Annotated in this window: 18 protein-coding genes; 6 read left to right on the top strand and 12 right to left on the bottom strand. The window is 69.7% G+C overall.

All coding sequences use genetic code 11. The features are described from left to right. A partial coding sequence (locus KGQ19_RS39555; protein WP_212019057.1) for a hypothetical protein occupies window positions 1-597 on the top strand: 597 nt, incomplete at its 5' end. Window positions 598-879: 282 nt separating this feature from the next. Here KGQ19_RS39555 and nagA read toward each other — a convergent pair. Both nagA and KGQ19_RS39545 read right to left on the bottom strand, forming a co-directional pair. Then, window positions 880-2,088: an N-acetylglucosamine-6-phosphate deacetylase gene (nagA, locus tag KGQ19_RS39550; protein ID WP_307856650.1), complete on the bottom strand. Its 1,209-nt coding sequence runs from the start codon at window positions 2,086-2,088 to the stop codon at window positions 880-882. Window positions 2,089-2,123: 35 nt separating this feature from the next. Then, on the bottom strand, window positions 2,124-3,308 hold the full coding sequence (locus KGQ19_RS39545; RefSeq protein WP_212019055.1) for an 8-amino-7-oxononanoate synthase: 1,185 nt from the start codon (window positions 3,306-3,308) through the stop codon (window positions 2,124-2,126). A gap of 111 nt (window positions 3,309-3,419) precedes the next feature. Between KGQ19_RS39545 and KGQ19_RS39540 the strand changes: the two genes are divergently transcribed. Next, entirely contained in the window at window positions 3,420-4,946 is a 1,527-nt protein-coding gene (locus tag KGQ19_RS39540; RefSeq protein WP_212019053.1) for a sensor histidine kinase, read from the top strand. 273 nt (window positions 4,947-5,219) lie between these two features. Here the strand turns inward: KGQ19_RS39540 and KGQ19_RS39535 are convergent, their stop codons facing one another. After that, window positions 5,220-5,471: a WhiB family transcriptional regulator gene (locus tag KGQ19_RS39535; RefSeq protein ID WP_015796260.1), complete on the bottom strand. Its 252-nt coding sequence runs from the start codon at window positions 5,469-5,471 to the stop codon at window positions 5,220-5,222. 647 nt (window positions 5,472-6,118) lie between these two features. Beyond that, window positions 6,119-7,051 carry a diacylglycerol/lipid kinase family protein gene (locus tag KGQ19_RS39530; protein WP_212019051.1) on the bottom strand — a complete coding sequence of 311 codons (933 nt, stop codon included), beginning with the start codon at window positions 7,049-7,051 and terminating at the stop codon, window positions 6,119-6,121. Window positions 7,052-7,171: 120 nt separating this feature from the next. On the opposite strand from KGQ19_RS39530, the gene KGQ19_RS39525 reads away from it, so the two are divergent. Beyond that, entirely contained in the window at window positions 7,172-7,630 is a 459-nt protein-coding gene (locus KGQ19_RS39525) for a hypothetical protein (RefSeq protein ID WP_212019049.1), read from the top strand. Window positions 7,631-7,739: 109 nt separating this feature from the next. On the opposite strand, the gene KGQ19_RS39520 is transcribed toward KGQ19_RS39525, so the two are convergent. From KGQ19_RS39520 to sodN, 3 genes are all read right to left on the bottom strand, one after another. Beyond that, window positions 7,740-8,822, bottom strand: a complete 1,083-nt coding sequence (locus tag KGQ19_RS39520) for an RNA polymerase sigma factor SigF (protein ID WP_307856649.1) — start codon at window positions 8,820-8,822, stop codon at window positions 7,740-7,742. After that, a complete protein-coding gene (locus tag KGQ19_RS39515; protein WP_194896465.1) occupies window positions 8,819-9,256 on the bottom strand; it encodes an ATP-binding protein in 438 nt (145 codons plus the stop codon). The genes KGQ19_RS39520 and KGQ19_RS39515 overlap by 4 nt, the downstream gene beginning before the upstream one ends. A gap of 277 nt (window positions 9,257-9,533) precedes the next feature. Then, a complete protein-coding gene (gene sodN, locus KGQ19_RS39510) occupies window positions 9,534-9,935 on the bottom strand; it encodes a superoxide dismutase, Ni (protein ID WP_212019047.1) in 402 nt (133 codons plus the stop codon). 95 nt (window positions 9,936-10,030) lie between these two features. Here sodN and sodX point away from each other — a divergent pair, with 95 nt between their 5' ends. Further along, window positions 10,031-10,399 carry a nickel-type superoxide dismutase maturation protease gene (gene sodX / locus KGQ19_RS39505; protein ID WP_212019045.1) on the top strand — a complete coding sequence of 123 codons (369 nt, stop codon included), beginning with the start codon at window positions 10,031-10,033 and terminating at the stop codon, window positions 10,397-10,399. A 122-nt stretch (window positions 10,400-10,521) separates the two neighbouring features. On the opposite strand, the gene KGQ19_RS52295 is transcribed toward sodX, so the two are convergent. The 4 genes from KGQ19_RS52295 to KGQ19_RS39485 form a co-directional block, all read right to left on the bottom strand. Continuing rightward, window positions 10,522-11,154 (bottom strand): CGNR zinc finger domain-containing protein, encoded by a 633-nt coding sequence (locus KGQ19_RS52295; protein WP_212019043.1) that lies wholly within the window; start codon window positions 11,152-11,154, stop codon window positions 10,522-10,524. 219 nt (window positions 11,155-11,373) lie between these two features. After that, window positions 11,374-12,168: an amino acid ABC transporter ATP-binding protein gene (locus tag KGQ19_RS39495; RefSeq protein WP_212019041.1), complete on the bottom strand. Its 795-nt coding sequence runs from the start codon at window positions 12,166-12,168 to the stop codon at window positions 11,374-11,376. Then, on the bottom strand, window positions 12,165-13,151 hold the full coding sequence (locus KGQ19_RS39490) for an amino acid ABC transporter permease (protein WP_307856648.1): 987 nt from the start codon (window positions 13,149-13,151) through the stop codon (window positions 12,165-12,167). The genes KGQ19_RS39495 and KGQ19_RS39490 overlap by 4 nt, the downstream gene beginning before the upstream one ends. An 8-nt stretch (window positions 13,152-13,159) precedes the next feature. Further along, complete coding sequence (locus KGQ19_RS39485; RefSeq protein WP_212019039.1) at window positions 13,160-14,134, bottom strand: ABC transporter substrate-binding protein; 975 nt, start codon at window positions 14,132-14,134, stop codon at window positions 13,160-13,162. A gap of 311 nt (window positions 14,135-14,445) precedes the next feature. Here KGQ19_RS39485 and KGQ19_RS39480 point away from each other — a divergent pair, with 311 nt between their 5' ends. Then, the gene (locus tag KGQ19_RS39480; RefSeq protein ID WP_307856647.1) at window positions 14,446-15,648 is read left to right on the top strand and encodes an NAD(P)-dependent malic enzyme; all 1,203 of its coding nucleotides are present in this window, start codon (window positions 14,446-14,448) and stop codon (window positions 15,646-15,648) included. A gap of 132 nt (window positions 15,649-15,780) precedes the next feature. Here the strand turns inward: KGQ19_RS39480 and KGQ19_RS39475 are convergent, their stop codons facing one another. Beyond that, the gene (locus tag KGQ19_RS39475) at window positions 15,781-16,455 is read right to left on the bottom strand and encodes a class I SAM-dependent methyltransferase (protein ID WP_212019037.1); all 675 of its coding nucleotides are present in this window, start codon (window positions 16,453-16,455) and stop codon (window positions 15,781-15,783) included. A gap of 77 nt (window positions 16,456-16,532) precedes the next feature. Here KGQ19_RS39475 and KGQ19_RS39470 point away from each other — a divergent pair, with 77 nt between their 5' ends. Further along, window positions 16,533-17,294 (top strand): HAD-IIB family hydrolase, encoded by a 762-nt coding sequence (locus KGQ19_RS39470; protein ID WP_212019035.1) that lies wholly within the window; start codon window positions 16,533-16,535, stop codon window positions 17,292-17,294. Window positions 17,295-18,000 lie beyond the last annotated feature (706 nt).

Genomic DNA, 18,000 nt, shown 5'->3' with positions numbered 1-18,000 from the left:
GGGTCGGGAGCTGACGCGGGGTCGGCGAGCGCCCGGGCCGAAGGCATCCTCCCGGCGACGCAGTGGCCGGGCTACGACGTAGCGCACTGGACGGTGGCGCCGAACGGCTGTGGCGCCGCCGACCGGTCGAAGTGCAGTCCGGGGCAAGCGGCCGACCCCGTCGTCACCGACGCCAAGGCCAGCGATTGGACGGGACAGTGCACGCCGGGCCGGACGTTCCCGATCCGGAGGTTCGTGCAGTATGCGACGAACCAAGACGTGGCGCTCAAGCTGGACGCCAACGAGATCGTGCTCACTTTCCCCGACCAGAACACGGCGGCCGGCTTCCTCTCCGACGCCCGCAACCCGGGTTCGCCGAAGAGCTGTTCCGATGACCCCCGGGCGGAGACCACCGTGCCCGGCGTCAGCACGGCGGACGGCGTGTCCTGGGTGTCGACCAGCCACACGGCTGCCGGCGGCTACCTACACGGCTACGTGGTGCGGGCGGGCGATCGGGTAGCGGTGCTGCGGGTCAACCAGATGGTCGGCGACACGATGCAGAGCACTGCGAAGGATGAGCTGGTGCTCGCGGACATGGAGCAGGCGCTGGCGAAGTAGCGCACGCACGACGAAGGCCCGCCGATGTGACCGGCGGGCCTTCGCCTTGGCTTCGTCTGGCTTCGTCTTGTGGGGTGTCGGCGAGGAATCCGCCACGCCGGCCGCCCCGGCCCCGGGCCCGCGGCGGTGTCGGCCCCTCAACCTTCACCGCCGCGCTAGCCCGCGGCCTTCTTGGTTCGCCGCCGTCCCGGCCGGTCGGCGAGGCGTGCGGAGCCTCGTCCTCCCGTTTTGCCGCCGGGTGGCGGCCTGGTCGGAAACACCTGGTGCCCGCGCCTGTCAGGGCTAGGCGGGCTGGTGTTCCCTCGCCAGTCTGTGGGGCCCGTTCGGCGCCTGGGCGCCGGAACCGGCCTCGAATACGCTACGCCCTGCGACCCAGGTGCGCAGCGGGCGGTACCCGTCGTCGAACCATGCCAGGTCGGCGCGGGTGCCCGGGGCGATGCGGCCCAGATCGGGCCGGCCGAGCGCGTCCGCGGGGACCCGCGTGGCGGCCGACAGGACCGAGGCCTCGTCCAGGCCGATGCCGACCAGGTTGCGGATCGCGCGGTCCAGGGTCAGGGCCGAACCGCCGATGACGCCGGCCGCGTCGCGCGGCACGCCGTCTTCGCCGAGGAAGACCTTGATCCCGGACAACTCGTACTCGCCCGGGGGCATTCCGGCCGCCGCTATGGCGTCCGTCACCAGTGCCACCCGGCCGGCGGCGGCGCGCCAGACGAGGGTGCAGATCTCGGGGGCCACGTGGTGCAGGTCGGCGATCAGGCCACAGGTGAAGCGGGCGTCGTACAGTGCCGCGCCCGGGACGCCGGGTTCGCGGTGGTTCAGCGGGCGCTGGGCGTTGAAGATGTGCGTGATCAGCGTCGCGCCGGCGTCCGCGGCGGCGAGGACCTGTGCGGCCAGTGCGTCGGTGTGCCCCAGTGAGACGCGGATCCCGGCCCCGGCCAGGCGGCGTACCGCCTCCAGTCCGCCTTCGAGCTCCGGGGCCAGGGTCACCATGGTGACCAGGTCGCGGGTGTGCTCGGCGGCCAGCGTCGCCAAGACGGCGTCGATCCGGTCCGGCGTCGGGTCCACCAGGTACTGCGGGTCGTGCACGCCGGGGCGCTGCGGCGACAGGAAGGGTCCCTCCAGGTGGACCCCCATCGCCTGGGCGCCGCGCAGGGAGTCGATCACCGCGCCGGCGCGGTCCAGACCTGACAGCAGGGTCTGCATCGGCGCGGTGATGTACGTGGGCTGGAAGGCGGTGACGCCGGTGCTCGGCAGCCGGTCGGAGACCAGGTGCCAGTCCTGCTCGGAGGCGGTGATGAAGTCGACGCCGAAGCAGCCGTTGGTCTGGATGTCCACCAGGCCCGGGGTCAGGACGCCGCGGTCCAGGGTTATGTCCGCCTCGGGCGAGGCGCCGTCCAGTACCTCGGCCACGACGCCGTCGTCCACGACGACGGTGGCGGGTCCCGCCAGGCGCCCGTCGAGCAGGACGCGCGGAGCTGAGATGCTGGTCACGAGAAAAGATTGTGGACTAGACCAATCGTGAATGTCTAGACCTGTGTTGGAATCGCAGCAAGATCGCTCAGTACCGAACGAATCTGTTCCGCCTCGAAGTCGGACAAATCCGCCCGAGCCGTCACCCGCAATCGCGACTTTCCATCAGGGACCGACGGCGGTCGGAAGCAGCCGACGTGCAGGCCGCGCTCCAGGCAGAAATCCCGGGCGGCCACCGCGGCTTCCGGGGCGCCCATGATGATCGACGTCACCGCGCCGCTCGGGGCGGTGACCTGCAAGCCCAGCTCCAGGGCCAGTTCGTAGATCTCCCATGACCGCTTGCGCACCGTCTCCGGCAGTCCCGGATCGCGGCGGATCACCCGCAGCGCGGCCAGGGCGGCGCCGGCGGCGGCCGGGGCCAGCCCGGTGTCGAAGATCATCGACCGGGCCGCGTCCACCAGGTGGGCGATCAGCTCCGCCGAGCCCAGGACCGCCCCGCCCTGGGACGCCAGGGCCTTGGAGAGCGTGGCCGCCACGACCACGTCCGGCTCCCCGGCCAGCCCGGCCTCGAAAACGGCTCCACGGCCCTCAGGACCGGCCACACCGAACCCGTGCGCCTCGTCCACCACAAGGACCGCGCCGTGCGCTCTACAGGCCTCGTGGAGCTCTCTGAGGGGTGCCGTGTCCCCGTCGACGGAGAACAAGGACTCGACGACGACCAGAGCCCGCTCCTCGGCGCGGCCGGCCAGCGCCGCGGCGACGGCGTCCACATCGCTGTGCGGGGTGATGGCGATCCGGGCCCGGGACAGCCGGGCGGCGTCGATCAGGGACGCGTGGTTCAGGCTGTCCGAGACGATGAGGTCGCCGCGGCCGGCCAGTGCGGTGATCACGCCGAGGTTGGCCAGATAGCCGGAGGAGAAAACCAGAGCGGCTTCCGTCCCGGCGTGCGCGGCGAGTTCGGCCTCCAGCTCGGCGTGCAGCTCGGTGGTCCCGGTCACCAGGCGCGACCCGGTGGAGCCGGTACCCCAACGCCGCACCGCCTCGATCGTGGCCGCCACGACCTCCGGATGCCTGGTCAGGCCCAGGTAGTCGTTGCCCGCCAGGTCGATCAGCGCGGAGTCGGCGGCGCGGGGGACCAGGGTCCGGCGCAGCCCGGCGGCGCGGCGCTGGTCCGCGCGCAGGGCCAGCCAGGACAGCGGGTGGTGCTGTGTCTCGTACGAGGGCCGGTCGTCGGTGCTCACGAAGCCAAGAGGCTACCCGGCCCGGAACCGGCTCCGGACCTGCCGTAACTTCCAAAATGATCGTGAAGGAGTTGTGGGCGCCGGCTTGTGATACCAAGAAGCATGCCGTCCATGAACGACCTGATCCACAACCGCACGGATCTCGACGCCGCGGATCTGGACTGGCTGCACCTGCTGATCGCCGACTGGCAGCTCCTGGCCGACCTGTCGTTCGCCGACCTGGTGCTGTGGGCGCCGCTGAAGGTGGACGACGGGAACGGCCCAGGGGAGACGTTGCCGGCCACGGCGGGCTACGTGGCCGTGGCCCAGATGCGCCCCAACACCGGCCCCACCTGCTACACCGCCGACCTGGTCGGCTCGACGCTGCGGCGCGGCGAGCGGCCGATGCTGGACCTGGCCATCGACTCCGGACGGATCCGGCGCGAGGGCGACCCGGAGTGGCGCGAGGACGTGCCGGTCCGGGTCGAGGCCATCCCGGTCCGCCGCGGGGACCGGGTGATCGCGGTGATCTCGCGCAACACCAACCTGCTCGCCGCCCGCACCCCGAGCCGGCTGGAACTGACCTATCTGCAGACCGCGGCGGACCTCGCGCGGATGATCGCCGAGGGGATATTCCCCTACCCGGAGTCGCGCGACCAGCAGGACAACTCGCCCCGCGTCGGCGACGGCGTGATCCGGCTGGACGCCGAGGGCGCGGTCGTCTACGCCAGCCCCAACGCGCTGTCCGCCTACCACCGGCTCGGCTACGCCGCCGACATGGTGGGGGAGCACCTGGGCGATCTGACCGCCGCGCTGGCCCCGGTGCAGGGCGCGATGGAGGAGGCGCTGCAAGTCGTGGCCTCCGGCCGCAAGCCGCGGGAGGCCGAGGTCGAGGGCAACGGCACCGTGATCCAGCTGCGTGCCATCCCGCTGCGGCCGCAGGGCGAGCGCACCGGCGCGCTGGTCCTGGCGCACGACGTCACCGAGCTGCGCCGCCGCGAGCGCGAGCTGGTGAGCAAGGACGCGACGATCCGCGAGATCCACCACCGGGTGAAGAACAACCTGCAGACCGTGGCCGCGCTGCTGCGCCTGCAGGCCCGCCGGATCGACGACGGGACCGGCCGCGCCGCGCTGGAGGAGGCGGTCCGCCGGGTGGGCTCGATCGCGCTGGTCCACGAGACCCTGTCCCAGACCCTTGACGAGCGGGTGGACTTCGACGAGATCGCCGACCGGGTGCTGGCGATGGTGGTGGACGTAGGCGCCGGCGGTCCGGGCGGCCCCGGCGGCTTGAGCGTGCGCTCGCGCCGGGTCGGCCGGTTCGGCGTTTTGCCGGCCCAGATCGCCACCCCGCTGTCCATGGTGCTCACCGAGGTGTTGCAGAACTCGCTGGAACACGGCCTGGCCGACCGCGGCGGATCACTCCAGGTCGAGGCGCACCGCTCCGGTCCCCGGCTGAGCGTGATCGTCACCGATGACGGAAACGGGCTCCCGGCGGGTTTCGACGCGGCCACGGCCGGGAACCTCGGTCTTCAGATCGTCAGAACACTTGTGCACGGCGATCTGAAGGGCACCTTCGATCTCCGGCCGGCCCCCAGCGGCCGGGGCGCGGTGGCCGTGCTGGACGTGGAAGTCGGTGAGGCGCCTGCTCCGAAGAGCTGAGGCGGGTCTCAACCGAAGAGCTGAGATTGAGCGAGAGGGCTACCCGGGGGTGCGTCAGAGTGGTAACAGAACTCCGCTACGCTAGGGGCGGAACCACCGGAGAAGACCCCGGGAAAACCAACAGAGCGGCCCTATGGACCGCTCAGTCTCGGCGTCCGTACTGCGGTCCAAGAACGCCGCAGCACGGAGATACGTACATATATTGATGTTTTGTCGAACTGCTGTCGTGCGGTCGTGCGAGAGCTTGCCGGGCAAGGATGCGGCAGGGCCTGGTCAGGCCATGCGGCTGCGAGCCCGGGCGGCACGGCGCTTCAGCGCGCGGCGCTCGTCCTCGCTCATCCCGCCCCACACGCCGGCGTCCTGGCCGCTTTCCAGTGCCCACTGCAGGCACTGGTCGACCACGTCGCAACGGCGGCATACAGCCTTGGCATCTTCGATCTGCAGCAACGCGGGCCCGGTGTTCCCGATCGGGAAGAAGAGCTCGGGGTCCTCGTCACGGCAGGCAGCGCGGTGGCGCCAGTCCATGGGGTCCACTCCTTCGGATTAGTGGTGTACGTGTGTGCGGTGCCAGTTCCGGATGCGGCGACTCGACCAGGTCCCCCACGGCCCTGGCGGGTCCGGCGCTGCCGGGTACTACAGCCACAACGCCGGACGCGGGTGTCCGGTCACTGTGGTCTTGCTGTTGTACGTCTTCTGTACGGCTCTATCGGTCAGGCGGCGGGCCCGCCACTGGACGGCCGCCGCACGGGTTCCGCTCCCGCGCCCACCTTGTGAATGTGAACGCTTTCACTAGTAACTCCGGCGACCAGGACCACTCGAACAACTGGGCAGTTGGCCTCGGCGGAGATCGCTGACGCGCTCCGCGAACGAAGGCGAGACGCGATTCGGGGACCGCGACCCGGGTGATCCGCGCCACTTTCCCCTAGCGTCCAACCGCACCGGGCCGGGTGAACCTTCCGACAGGTGCCTCGATAAAGGGTGTCAGGGGTCCCGGCCGGTGCACAAGAGGTTGGTCCGATGTTTTTGGATTCCAGGGTGTCTCCTGCCTCACACCTTGCCTTCCAAGGGATGCGGGAGGTGCCGATGACTAGTCCAAAGGCACTAGAGCGAACTAGTACCTGGGAATCCTCGGCGGTTCCGGCGCCCGGAGAGGAGGCCGTGACTCCATGTCATCACATCGCGACCCGCAGCGCATCGCGAATCGCTCGGAACGTCACACTTTCGCGTAGTCCCAAGTGATCCCCGTCGACCTGGAAGTCGGTCGGCACGTCGGCGGTGAGCGTGAATTCCGTCAGATCATGCTGCAGGCTGACATTCTTGCCGCGCACCAGCTTCTCGGTGGACGTGAACATGTGTCGCACTATCCGCAGTGCCGCCCGCCCGGACATTCTGGTGACGCCGAACAAGTCCAGACCGTCCTCGAACGAGGATTCCGGAGTGACCACGATCGGCTTGTTGCCGAGATAGGTCCACGGCGAAGTGTTGGTGACGATGGCCATGAACAGCCGTGGTATCTCCGTGCCGTCGGCCATCTTCATACCGATCGGCGGATTCCTGCGGTCCAGGTCGCGCCAGTAATGCCGCAGCGCGGAGCGGATGTACAGGGAACCGGTCGACTTGTGCCCGGCACTGCGGCGTTCCTCCACTATCCCGACCACCGCCGCGTCGAATCCGTATCCGGCGGTGAAGGTGAAATAGCGGTCGTCGGCCAGGCCCATGGACACCGGCCGGCGGCGGTTCTCGTGGATCGCGTCCAGCAGGACGCCGGTGGCCTCCACCGGATCGTTCGGCAGCCCGAGCGCGCGGGCGAAGACGTTCGTCGACCCGCCGGGGACCACCCCGAGGTCCGGCAGGCGGCCGCCGTCCGGGACCCGGGCGGTCAGTATGCCGTTCACGACTTCGTTGACCGTGCCGTCGCCGCCGAGCGCGACGACCAGGTCCACGCCGTCCTCGGCCGCGGCGCGTGCCAACTCCACGGCGTGGCCGCGGTAGGCCGTCTCGCCGATCTCGGTTTCCAGTTCCCCGGCCAGGGCGTGCGCCAGCACTTCACGCGTGCGTTCGGTCGTGCTGGTGGCCTTGGGGTTCATGACCAGGAGCGCGCGCATGGGCACACGTTACTGGTTCGTATTACGACTGCGGTATGCGACCCGCCCGGTGCCCGGTCGGCCTGGCGGTTTACCCGGCCAGCACAGTGTGCCGCACCGGCCGTTGCTACCCTCCTGAGTATGTCCAGCGATCCGACGCAAGCCGCCCCGACCGTCGCCGGTCCCGCCGAGCAGGTCCCGCGGCCGTTGACGGTCGTGGCCGCCATCACCGCGGTCGAGAGCGCGGTGGCGCTGATCTACGCGCTGTGGCTGGTGGTCGAGTCGGTCACCGGGACCCCGCGGGAACGCGGGCAGGCGATCGCGGTCGGTATCACGTTCCTGATCCTGGCCGTCCCGCTGCCGCTGGTGCCGCGCGCGCTGGCCCGGGCGAGCATGCGGGGCCGGACTCCGGCCGTGATGATGCAGCTGCTCGCGCTGTGGGTCGCCTACTTCATGGTCGAGGCGCACTTCTGGATCGGCGCGGTGCCGACGGTGGCCGCCGCCGTCGTCGGGCTGGTCTGCATCTTCACCCCGGCCTCCACCGCCGCGCTGACCCGGCACTGGCGCGAGGACGAGGACCCGGCCGCCGACGGGAAGTGATCCGACGGGAAGTGATCCTGTGCGAGGCGATCGCGCGGGTTGAGATCGGCGCGGGAAGTGAAAAGCGGCGGCCCCGACGGGCCGCCGCTTTGTTCCTCTGGTCAGCTGATCACTCGTCGACCAGCAGCTGCGCCCGCAGCTGCTCCAGGGTCCGGGCCAGCAGCCGGGAGACGTGCATCTGCGAGATGCCGATCTCCTCGGCGATCTGCGACTGCGTCATGTTGCCGAAGAACCGCAGCAGCAGGATCTTCTTCTCCCGCGGCGGCAGCTGCTCCAGCAGCGGCTTGAGCGATTCGCGGTACTCCACACCCTCCAGCGCCTCGTCCTCGCTGCCGAGCGAGTCCGCGACGGCCGGCGAGTCCTCGTCGCCGCCCTCGGAGACGTCCAGGGACAGCGTGGAGTAGGCGTTGGCCGACTCCAGGCCCTCCAGGACCTCTTCCTCGGAGATCTTGAGGTACTCGGCCAGCTCGGCGACCGTGGGGGAGCGCCGGTTGCGCTGGGAGAGCTCGGAGGTGGCGCTGGTCAGCGACAGCCGGAGCTCCTGCAGGCGGCGGGGGACCCGGACCGCCCAGCCCTTGTCGCGGAAGTGGCGCTTGATCTCGCCGATCACGGTCGGCGTGGCGTAGGTCGAGAACTCCACGCCGCGCTCGGTGTCGAAGCGGTCCACCGACTTGATCAGGCCGATGGTCGCCACCTGGGTCAGGTCGTCCAGCGGCTCGCCGCGGTTGCGGAACCGCCGGGCCAGGTGCTCGACCAGCGGCAGGTGCATCTGGACCAGCTCGTCGCGGATCTGCTTGCGCTCGGTGGAGCCCTCGGGGAGCTCGTTGAGCCGGGCGAACAGCTCGCGGGCGCGGGCGTGCGCCTCGGCGTGCGGGCCGCCCTGGCGCGGCGGCCGGCGCAGCGGGTACGTCGGGGCGGCGGCCTGCGGGCTGCTCTCGCCCTCGGACTCGGCCGCCACGACCGGGTCCTCGTGGTCCAGGTCGCCGGCGAGCACGTCCAGCTCCAGGCCGGGCTCGTCGAACTCGTGCTCCAGGTCCTGCTCGCCCTCCAGGGCGTCGTCGTCACCGGGGGCCGCTTCGCCGGCGGCGGGCGCGGGCGTGCCCGGCTGCCCCTCGCCGTATCCGGCCCGCCGGGCGGCGGGGATCTCGTCGGGCTCGAAGGCGCGCACTGGGATCTCCTCGGCGGCGCTCACGGAGCTCCCACGCCGCGCTGCTTGAGCATGCTGATGGTGACGGTCTGCCCGATGCCGGCCCCGGCCGGGCCGTCGGGCCCGGCGGCCTCCGAGACGTACGCGTCGACCTGGCCGGCCAGCGCCGCCAGCACGGTCCAGGCGAAGGTGTCCCGGGCCGGCGTCTTGCCGTCCAGCGTGGGCACCGAGACGTCCACCGCGAGCGCACCGTCACGCAGTTCGAACCGACACGTCAGCCCCGAGCCGGGTACCGCCTTGGTCAGCAGGATCGCGCACGCCTCGTCCACGGCGATGCGCAGGTCCTCGATCTCGTCCAAGGTGAAGTCCAGCCGGGCGGCCAAGCCCGCCGTCGCCGTGCGCAGCACCGACAGGTACGCACCCTCGGCCGGGATGCGGACCTCGACGAAGTCCTGCGGGGCACCGTTTTGTTGTCCCATTCCGCTTCCTGCGCTCGTTGAGGCGATTGTGGGGACGGCTGACCGCTGGGCAGAGTGCTGATGCACGACACCTCCGCTGCTGGAGTGAATCATTCTGCTGCGGATCGTACGCTGAATGCGTGCCCGAGCGTGGCCCGGACGCACCCTCAGTGCTCGTCCCTCACACTCAACGTACCCCGAACGGGGGACAGACGAGCCGTCCCGCGCCGGGGAAAAATCCGGCGCGGGACGGCTCGGGGACTACTGATCGTCATATCTGCCGATCAAGAGCGGTGGATCAGGCCTGCTTGGTCTCCCAGAAGATCTTGGAGATCTCCTCGATCTTGCCCAGCAGCTGCTCGGCCACGGCCGGATCCATGCTGCCCTTGGTACCGCCCGCGCCGGCCAGCTTGGTGGCCTCGTTGAACAGGGTGTTCAGCTGCGGGTACTTCTCGAAGTGCGGGGCCTTGAAGTAGTCGGTCCACAGCACCCACAGGTGGTGCTTCACCAGCTCGGAGCGCTGCTCCTTGATGACGATCGCTCGGGTCCGGAAGGCCTCGTCGGAGCTGTCGGCGTACTTCTTGGTGATCGCCAGGACCGATTCGGCCTCGATCCGGGCCTGGGCCGGGTCGTAGACGCCGCACGGCAGGTCGCAGTGAGCGTGGACAGCGGTGGTGCGGGAGAAGATCCGCGAGAACATGTCAGGTTCCCCTATCTGATACGCCGGATAGCCGGACAACGTGATGCCACGACCCTACTCGGCCCCCGGGATCGGCGCGTGACAAGGTGGCGCGTGTGAGATCGGCGACCGGACCGGGGACCGCGCGGTGGTCCGTGCTGCGGGTGACCGGGCCCTCGATGGCCCCGGCGCTGCGGGACGGGGACTTCGTGCTGGCACGCAGGATCGGCCCGGAAAGGATCCGGGCGGGTGACGTCGTGGTGGCCCGCCATCCGGGGCGCGCCGACGGTCTGCTCGTGATCAAGCGCGCCGCCCGGCGCGTGGGCGCGGGCTGGTGGCTGCTCGGCGACAACGACTTCGTGACGTCGGACTCACGCGAGTTCGGCGCGGTGCCGGAGGCGGCGGTGTTGGCGCGGGCCGTGCTGCGGCTGCGGGATCCGTGCCGGATCGCACGGATCCCGAGTAAGGATCAGGTCCTGGACTGAGCCGGACTCGCGGCGCCCTGGTGGCCGGTCGCGTCCGTCGGGCTGTCGACCCGTGACGGACGCGCACAGCGGCTGAAGCGCACCCGGTGCACCTCGAAGCTCCCAGTGGGGCTGGGAACTCCTCAGCGACCGGCGGACGCGCTCCCGGCCCCGGCCATCACCTTGGCGCCGGCGGCGGCCGCGGTGGCCTCGGCCTCGCTGGCCGCGGCGGCGGCGCGGGCCTGCTCCTTGCGCCGGGCCCGGTAGGCGGCCACGTTCGCGCGGGTGGCGCAGCGGTCTGAGCAGTAGCGGCGCGAGCGGTTGGTGGAGGTGTCGATGAACACCTCGCGGCACGGCGCGGCCTGGCAGACGCCGAGCCGGTCGAAGCCGAGCTCGGTGGCCTGCACGGCCAGCCCCATGGCGGCCTTGGCGCCGTAGACCGCGGCGATCGTCGGCGCGCCCTCGGCCAGGTGCAGGTGCCAGGAGGCGCCGTCGTGGTCGGTGACCACCGGGCGGATCGGGTACTGCTTCATCAGGGAGTTGAGCACCTGGACCGCGCGCGGCACCCGGCCGGACTCGGCGGCGTCGAAGACCTCGCGGAGTCGGTCCCGGATGGCCCGCAGCTCCGCCACGTCGGCGTTGGTGACCCGGCACCTGCCCTCGGTCGCCAACAGCTCCTTGGCCTGCTCACACGTGGTGAGCGTGTCCCGGTGCCGATAGGGGTCGGCGGTGTTCACCAACGACACCGCCCGGTCTGCGTAGGATGCGAGTTCCACGGTCTTCGTCCTTGTTCGCCATCAGTGGCGCCAGGCGCCCGATGCCCGACGTTCTGCTCGTTTAGTAGCCATGACGGTACGCCGTTCGGGTCCTGTGCGCGAGGGTCAATTCATCACCGTTTCAACAATCGCGTCATCCGATGTTTGTTGAGAACGTCCAAAAGGTCGTCGCGGGGCACCGGCCGGCGGTGCCCCGCGACGGAACTCAATCGCTCCAGCTCAGCGCACTTTCGCCAGGAACGCCTGGGTGCGCGCGTGTTGAGGTTCGGCGATGACCTGCCTGGCGTCTCCGTGCTCCACGATGATCCCGCCGTCCATGAACGCCACGGTGTCGCCGACGTCCCGGGCGAAGCCCATCTCGTGGGTCACCACGATCATCGTCATCCCGGACTCGGCGAGCTGGCGCATCACCGCCAGCACGTCCCCGACCAGTTCGGGGTCCAGGGCCGAGGTCGGCTCGTCGAAGAGCATCAGCGCGGGCTGCATGGCCAGCGCCCGGGCGATCGCCACCCGCTGCTGCTGCCCGCCGGAGAGCTGGGTGGGGTAGCTGCCGGCCTTGTCCGACAGCCCCACCTTCTCCAGGTGCTCGCGGGCCTCGGCGACGGCCACGGCCTTGGACTTGCCCAGGACCTGGACCGGCGCCTCGATGATGTTCTCCAGCGCGGTCATGTGCGGGAACAGGTTGAACCGCTGGAACACCATGCCGATCGTGCGCCGCTGTTTGGCGACGTCGCGGTCGTGCATCTCGTACAGCCGGTCGTTCTTATGGTGGTAGCCGACCAGCCGGTCGTGCACACTGATCCGCCCGGCGTCGACCTTCTCCAGGTGGTTCACGCAGCGCAACAAGGTCGACTTCCCGGAGCCCGACGGGCCGATCAGGCAGGCCACCTCGCCCTCGCGGACCGTCATGGACACGCCCCGCAGGACGGGCAGCCGGCCGAAGGACTTGTAGACCTTGTCGATCTCGACGGCCACCGCGTTGCTCGGGGCGTCGGGTATGAGGTCGGCGGTCATCGCAGCGCCTCCCTGATCTCCTCGGCGCGCCTGCGTCTGGTGCGGAACAGCAGATTCGCGCGCAGCAGCTTCTGGAACGGCGTCGGCGGCAGGTTCCGTGTGGAGCCGCGGGCGTAGTACCGCTCGATGTAGTACTGGCCGATGGACAGCACCGTGGTGAAGAACAGGTACCACAGCGAGGCCACCACGTAGAACGGGATCGCCTTGAAGTACAGGTGGATCGCCGACTCGCTGGCGTCGGTCAGCTCCACCACGCCGATCACCGAGGCCAGCGAGGAGGTCTTCAGCATGCTGATGACCTCGTTGCCGGTCGGCGGGATGATCACCCGCATCGCCTGCGGCAGCACGATCCGGCTCATGATCTTGCCGCGCCGCATGCCCAGCGACGCCGCGGCCTCGCTCTGCCCCTCGTCCACCGACAGGATGCCGGCCCGGACGATCTCGGACATGTACGCGGCCTCGTTCAGGCCCAGGGCCAGCACCGCCGCGGTGAACGCGGTGATCGTGGAGTTGGTGTCCAGGTGGAAGAACTGCGGCCCGAACGGGACGCCGAAACCGACCTGCTGGCCGACCAGGGCCGCGATGTTGTTCCAGAACAGCAGCTGGACCAGGACCGGGGTGCCGCGGAAGAACCACGTGTACAGCCACGCGGCGGTCGCCGACACCGGATTGCTGGACAGCCGCATCACGGCCAGCAGCACGCCGCCGACGATGCCGATGAGCATCGCGTAGACGGTCAGCTCCAGGGTGACCCAGATCGCCTGGATGATGGTGTGCCAGAACAGCCACTGCCGGACCAGGTCCCAGCCGAAGTTCTTGTTGCTGACCAGCATGTGGGCGAACATGGCCACGAACAGCAGCAGGATGATCGCGCTGATCCATCGGCCGGGCCGGCGCACCCGCACCGCCCGGATCGCGTTGGGCTGCACTGCCGCCGCGGCGAGCGCGTCGTCCGCACCCGCCGTCGGATTATCCTCAGTCACCGCCCGGCTCAGCTCGTCGCCTGGTTCAAGCCCGGGGTGGTGTAGTCGCCGGCCTGGATCCCGTACTGGGTGGTCAGCTTGTGGTAGGTGCCGTCAGCCACCAGGTCCTTCAGTGCGGCCAGGAACGCCTGCGACAGCCCGCTGTCGGTCTTGGAGATGGCGATGCCGTAGGGGGCGCCGGAGTAGATCGCGCCGACCGCCTGGAAGTTGCCGCTGTTGGCGTAGTAGTCGACGACCGGGGAGTCGGCGAGCACCGCGTCGCAGCGCCCTGAGGACAGCGACTCGTTGATCTGGTCCTGGGTGTCCTGGGACAAGGTCTTGATGTCCTTCTTGCCGGCCGCCTCACACGCCTTGTTGCGGTTGGGGATGTCCGGGCTCTCCTGGATCGTCCCCTTCTCCACGCCGATCGTCAGGCCGCACAAAGACAGGTCGGTGGGGGAGTTGTCGGTCAGGTTCTTCGGGTTGCCCTTGAGGACCATCAACTTGGTGCCGGCGTTGAAGTAGGTCACGAAGTCGTCGACGCCCTCGCGCTCCTTGTTGTCGGTGATCGAGGACATGCCGGCGTCGTACTTGCCGGTGGAGATGCCGGTCACGATGTTGTCGAAGGTGACGTTGGCGAAGTTCGCCTTCAGGCCCAGCTTCGCGGCGATCGCGTTGCCCATGTCCACGTCCCAGCCGACGATGTTGCCGTTCTGGTCCTTGGACTCGTTCGGCGGGTAGCTGGGGTCGGTGGCGATGGTGATGACGCCCTTGCTCTTGATCGCGGCCGGCACCAGCGCGGCGGCCGCGCTGTCGACGGAGCCCGAACCTGAGGAGGAGGCGGTCGAGGAACCGGAACTGGACGATCCGGACGCGGCCGAGGTGCTGCCGGTGGACGACGAGCCCCCCGGCTTGCTGCCGCTTCCGCAACCGGCTGCGGTGAGGACCAGTGCGATCCCCGCGGCCCCGACTATGACGGCCCTGGAAGTTCTCCCGGCGCGCATGTGTTCTCCTCCTGGTGGGTGATCGATTACCCGCTCAAGCAATGTTCATGAGGTACGGTGCTGGAATCCTCGCACCGGCAAATGGCCGTTGAACATAGGCAGCCATGTAAAAATCGCATCACGGGCGAACCCCGTGCCGTCGGTGCGACAGCGTCGAACGGACCCATCGGCGCTCGTGGAACGCGGTACGGACCATCGTCCGACTGCAGCGAAGCGAGCCCGGCGAGCCTCCCCTCCATCCCTCAACAGGTTCACGGTCCGGTCTTTCCCCGTTCCCTCAACAAGCCGTTCGCGGCAGCTAGGGGTAAGCCATGTCAGGGCAGCTCATCCCGACCCAGTCCATCGAAAGCGACCCCGCCGGAGGCGAGAAGCCGGTCTTCGACCTGCATCGCGGCGGCAAGATGGAGGTGCGCTCGACGGTCCCGCTCCGGGACCGCGCGGATCTCTCGCTGGCGTACACGCCGGGTGTCGCAGAGGTCTGCACCGCCATCGCCGAGCGTCCGGAGCTCGCGATGGACTACACCTGGAAGGCGAACACCGTCGCGGTGGTCACCGACGGGACCGCCGTGCTGGGCCTGGGCGACATCGGGCCGCTGGCCGCGCTCCCGGTGATGGAGGGCAAGGCGGTGCTCTTCAAGCAGTTCGGCGGCGTCGACGCCGTCCCGATCTGTCTGGACTGCACGGACGTGGACGAACTGGTGGAGACCGTGGCCCGGCTGGCCCCGGGCTTCGGCGGCATCAACCTGGAGGACATCTCCGCGCCGCGCTGCTTCGAGGTGGAGCGCCGGCTCCAGGAGCGGCTGGACATCCCGGTGTTCCACGACGACCAGCACGGCACGGCGATCGTGCTGCTGGCCGCGCTGCGCAACGCGGCCGAGGTGGTGGACCGGCCGCTGGCCGACCTGCGCGCGGTGATCTCCGGCGCCGGCGCGGCCGGCGTGGCGATCGCCAAGATCCTGCTGGACGCCGGGATCGGCGACCTGACCGTGGTGGACTCCCGCGGGATCGTCTCGGCGGCGCGCGCCGGCCTGACCCCGGTCAAGACCGAACTGGCGGCGATCACCAACCGCGCCGGCCTGACCGGCGGGCTGGCCGAGGCGATGCGCGGTGCCGACGTCTTCATCGGCGTGTCCAGCGGCCGGGTCCCGGAGGAGTACGTGGCCACCATGGCCCCGAACGCGATCATCGCGGCGATGGCCAACCCCGACCCGGAGATCCACCCGGACGTGGCGCACAAGTACGCGGCGGTCGTGGCCACCGGGCGCTCCGACTTCCCCAACCAGATCAACAACGTCCTGGCCTTCCCGGGCGTCTTCGCCGGGGCCCTGTCGGTGCGCGCCTCCCGGATCACCGAGGGCATGAAGCTGGCCGCCGCCGAGGCCCTGGCCGGTGTGGTCGCCGGTGAGCTGGCCCCGGACAAGGTGATCCCGAGCCCCTTCGACGAGCGCGTCGCGCCCGCGGTCACCGCGGCCGTGGCCGACGCCGCCCGCCGCGACGGGGTCGCGCGACTGTAGCCGAGGCTGTATTAATGCTCACGGGACACCGGTGTGCGGCGGCTGCTCAGGAGCCGCCGGGCGCCGGTGTCCGCTATTGACGGCCTTTGATGGCCTTCTGCCGCTTTCGTCACCGCGCGACGTTCGGCCTCTTCACACCTTCACGGCGCGGATCCCGAACAGGTCGGGGATGTCGGCCGCCCCGGACTCGGCGGTCCGCACCAGGTGCAGGCCGGCGGCCGTGAAGGCGTTCAGCAGGTCGGCCGGCGGGACGTGCCAGGCGCCGACCCGCGTGCGGACGCCGGTGGCGTTCCACGAGTCGAAGCTGCGGGACCGGTCGCCGTAGCGCTGGTCGATCGTGATGCGCTCCGGATCGCTGCGGTCGGCGAAGGAGCCGACGTAGCACGGGTGCAGTCCGACGTGGGCGAAAACGCCGCCGGGGCGCAGGACGCGCGCGACCTCGCGGACGGCCGCGGCGTAGTCGGGCACGTCGGTGCTCGCCAGCAGGCAGGACACCGCCGACACCGAGCCGTCGGCGATCGGGAGCCGGGCGGCGTCCGCCGCCGCCACGGGCAGCCGGGCTTTGGCGCGGCGCAGTAGGCCGCGTGACAGGTCGACCCCCACCGGGGTCCAGCCCAGCTGCTCCAGCACCGCGGCATGGGCCCCGGTGCCGCAGCACACGTCCAGGCACGTCCCGGACCCGGGCCCGAGCAGGCCGCCGAGCACGCCGTGCAGACGCTCGATGTATTCGCCGCTCACCGCGGGCGACATGTAGTCGTCGTACCAATCAGCGAACGGATCGTAAGCCGCGGCCGTCTCGGTCTCCATATTTCCGAGGCTACGCATCCCGGCCACCCTGTGCGGGCCCCATGGCGCCCTCGCCGCGCATGCGGTGAAGTGGAGGCATGACCTCTCACGATCCTGATGCCCGAGTCCTCGCCTTCGACCTAGACGGCACCCTTGCCGAATCCAAGTCCGCGATCACCCCGCGCATGGCCGGCCTGCTGGTCCGGCTGCTGGACGAGGTCCAGGTGTGCATCATCTCCGGCGGCGCGTTTCCCCAGTTCCAGGCCCAGGTCCTGGACCACCTGCGGGCCGCCCCGGAACAGCTGGCCCGGCTGAACCTGATGCCCACCAACGGCACCCGCTACTACCTGTACCGCGACAGCGCTTGGCGCGAGATCTACGCCGAAGACCTGCCGGAGGAGACGAAGCGCGAGGTCATCGACGTCCTGACCGAGGGCGCCAAGACCCTCGGCCTGTGGGAGCAGGACACCTGGGGCGACATCGTCGAGGACCGCGGCAGCCAGATCACCTTCTCCGCCCTCGGCCAACAGGCACCCGTGGCCGCGAAGACCGCCTGGGACCCGGACGGCTCCAAGAAGGAACGCCTGCGCTCCTGGGCCGCCGAACGCCTCCCGGGCTTGGAGGTGCGCAGCGGCGGCAGCACCTCGATCGACGTCACGGCGCAGGGCATCGACAAGGCTTACGGCATGCGCAAGCTGATGGCCGAGCTGCACGTCGGGATGGGCGACATCCTGTTCGCCGGGGACCGGCTGGATCCGCAGGGGAACGACCACCCGGTCGAGGCCATGGGGATCCGGTCGGTGGCGGTGAAGGGGTGGCAGGACACTGCGGATTTCGTGGAGCGGTGGTTGGAGAGCTAGTGCTGTATTAGGCAACGTTCCCGGGAGTTTTCGCGACGTGGTTCGCGATGTGGTTCGCGATGTAGTCCGCGATGTAGTCCGCGACGTGCCGGTCGGCGGGCGGGATTCGTTGGCGGGTGGAGTTTGCTGGGGGCTGGTGTTTGGGGGCTGGGTTGCGGTTGGGCTGTGGGTTGAAAGGCGATTTTTACGGCCTTCGGTCATAGTTGTGCCGGTTCGGGGTTCGGGTCGGCGAGTATGCGACTTGGCTGCCGGTTTTCGCGTTCACGACCCCGCCGCACCTCAGGCCTCTTCAACTCCAGCAAGTCAGAACAAGGGCACAGGCAAGATCAAGAGCAGGATCAACGGCCACAAGCAAGATCAAGAGCTACAAGCAAGGTCAAGGGCCACAAGCAAGATCAAAGTCAAAAGCTGTGATGAAGGGCCGGGCCTCCGGCGGGCCTCGGCAACCTCAGGGAAACTAGCGCGGTTCCCTAGGGTGGCTGGGTCAGGGCTCAGCGGTGGCGGTTTGTGGGGTGGTGCGGTCCGTTCCCCTCGGTCGCGTCGTCAGCCCGGGGGGTACAGCACCGGTGTCCGGGGGTAAGGGCTCGTCGAAAAACAATGCGTCGGTTCCGGAAACAGGGCACGATGATGTGCTATGGCGATCGGTGAGGGTGTCGAGGTGGCGTTGGCGGCGAAGTTCCAGGCGGTGTTCCCGCATCTGGATGAG

Source organism: Catenulispora pinistramenti, from assembly GCF_018274385.1.
Taxonomy (GTDB): Bacteria; Actinomycetota; Actinomycetes; order Streptomycetales; family Catenulisporaceae; genus Catenulispora; species Catenulispora pinistramenti.
The sequence above is the reverse complement of the archived record's forward strand: the minus strand, read 5'-3'. Positions and strand labels throughout refer to the sequence as shown.

Coding starts and splice junctions, on each gene's coding strand:
- KGQ19_RS39485 (WP_212019039.1), bottom strand. CDS start 14,134: ATGCGCGCCGGGAGAACTTCCAGGGCCGTCATAGTCGGGGCCGCGGGG.
- KGQ19_RS39480 (WP_307856647.1), top strand. CDS start 14,446: ATGTCAGGGCAGCTCATCCCGACCCAGTCCATCGAAAGCGACCCCGCC.
- KGQ19_RS39495 (WP_212019041.1), bottom strand. CDS start 12,168: ATGACCGCCGACCTCATACCCGACGCCCCGAGCAACGCGGTGGCCGTC.
- KGQ19_RS39515 (WP_194896465.1), bottom strand. CDS start 9,256: ATGGGACAACAAAACGGTGCCCCGCAGGACTTCGTCGAGGTCCGCATC.
- KGQ19_RS39525 (WP_212019049.1), top strand. CDS start 7,172: ATGTCCAGCGATCCGACGCAAGCCGCCCCGACCGTCGCCGGTCCCGCC.
- KGQ19_RS39530 (WP_212019051.1), bottom strand. CDS start 7,051: ATGCGCGCGCTCCTGGTCATGAACCCCAAGGCCACCAGCACGACCGAA.
- KGQ19_RS39540 (WP_212019053.1), top strand. CDS start 3,420: ATGAACGACCTGATCCACAACCGCACGGATCTCGACGCCGCGGATCTG.
- sodN (WP_212019047.1), bottom strand. CDS start 9,935: ATGTTCTCGCGGATCTTCTCCCGCACCACCGCTGTCCACGCTCACTGC.
- KGQ19_RS39470 (WP_212019035.1), top strand. CDS start 16,533: ATGACCTCTCACGATCCTGATGCCCGAGTCCTCGCCTTCGACCTAGAC.
- KGQ19_RS39475 (WP_212019037.1), bottom strand. CDS start 16,455: ATGGAGACCGAGACGGCCGCGGCTTACGATCCGTTCGCTGATTGGTAC.
- KGQ19_RS39535 (WP_015796260.1), bottom strand. CDS start 5,471: ATGGACTGGCGCCACCGCGCTGCCTGCCGTGACGAGGACCCCGAGCTC.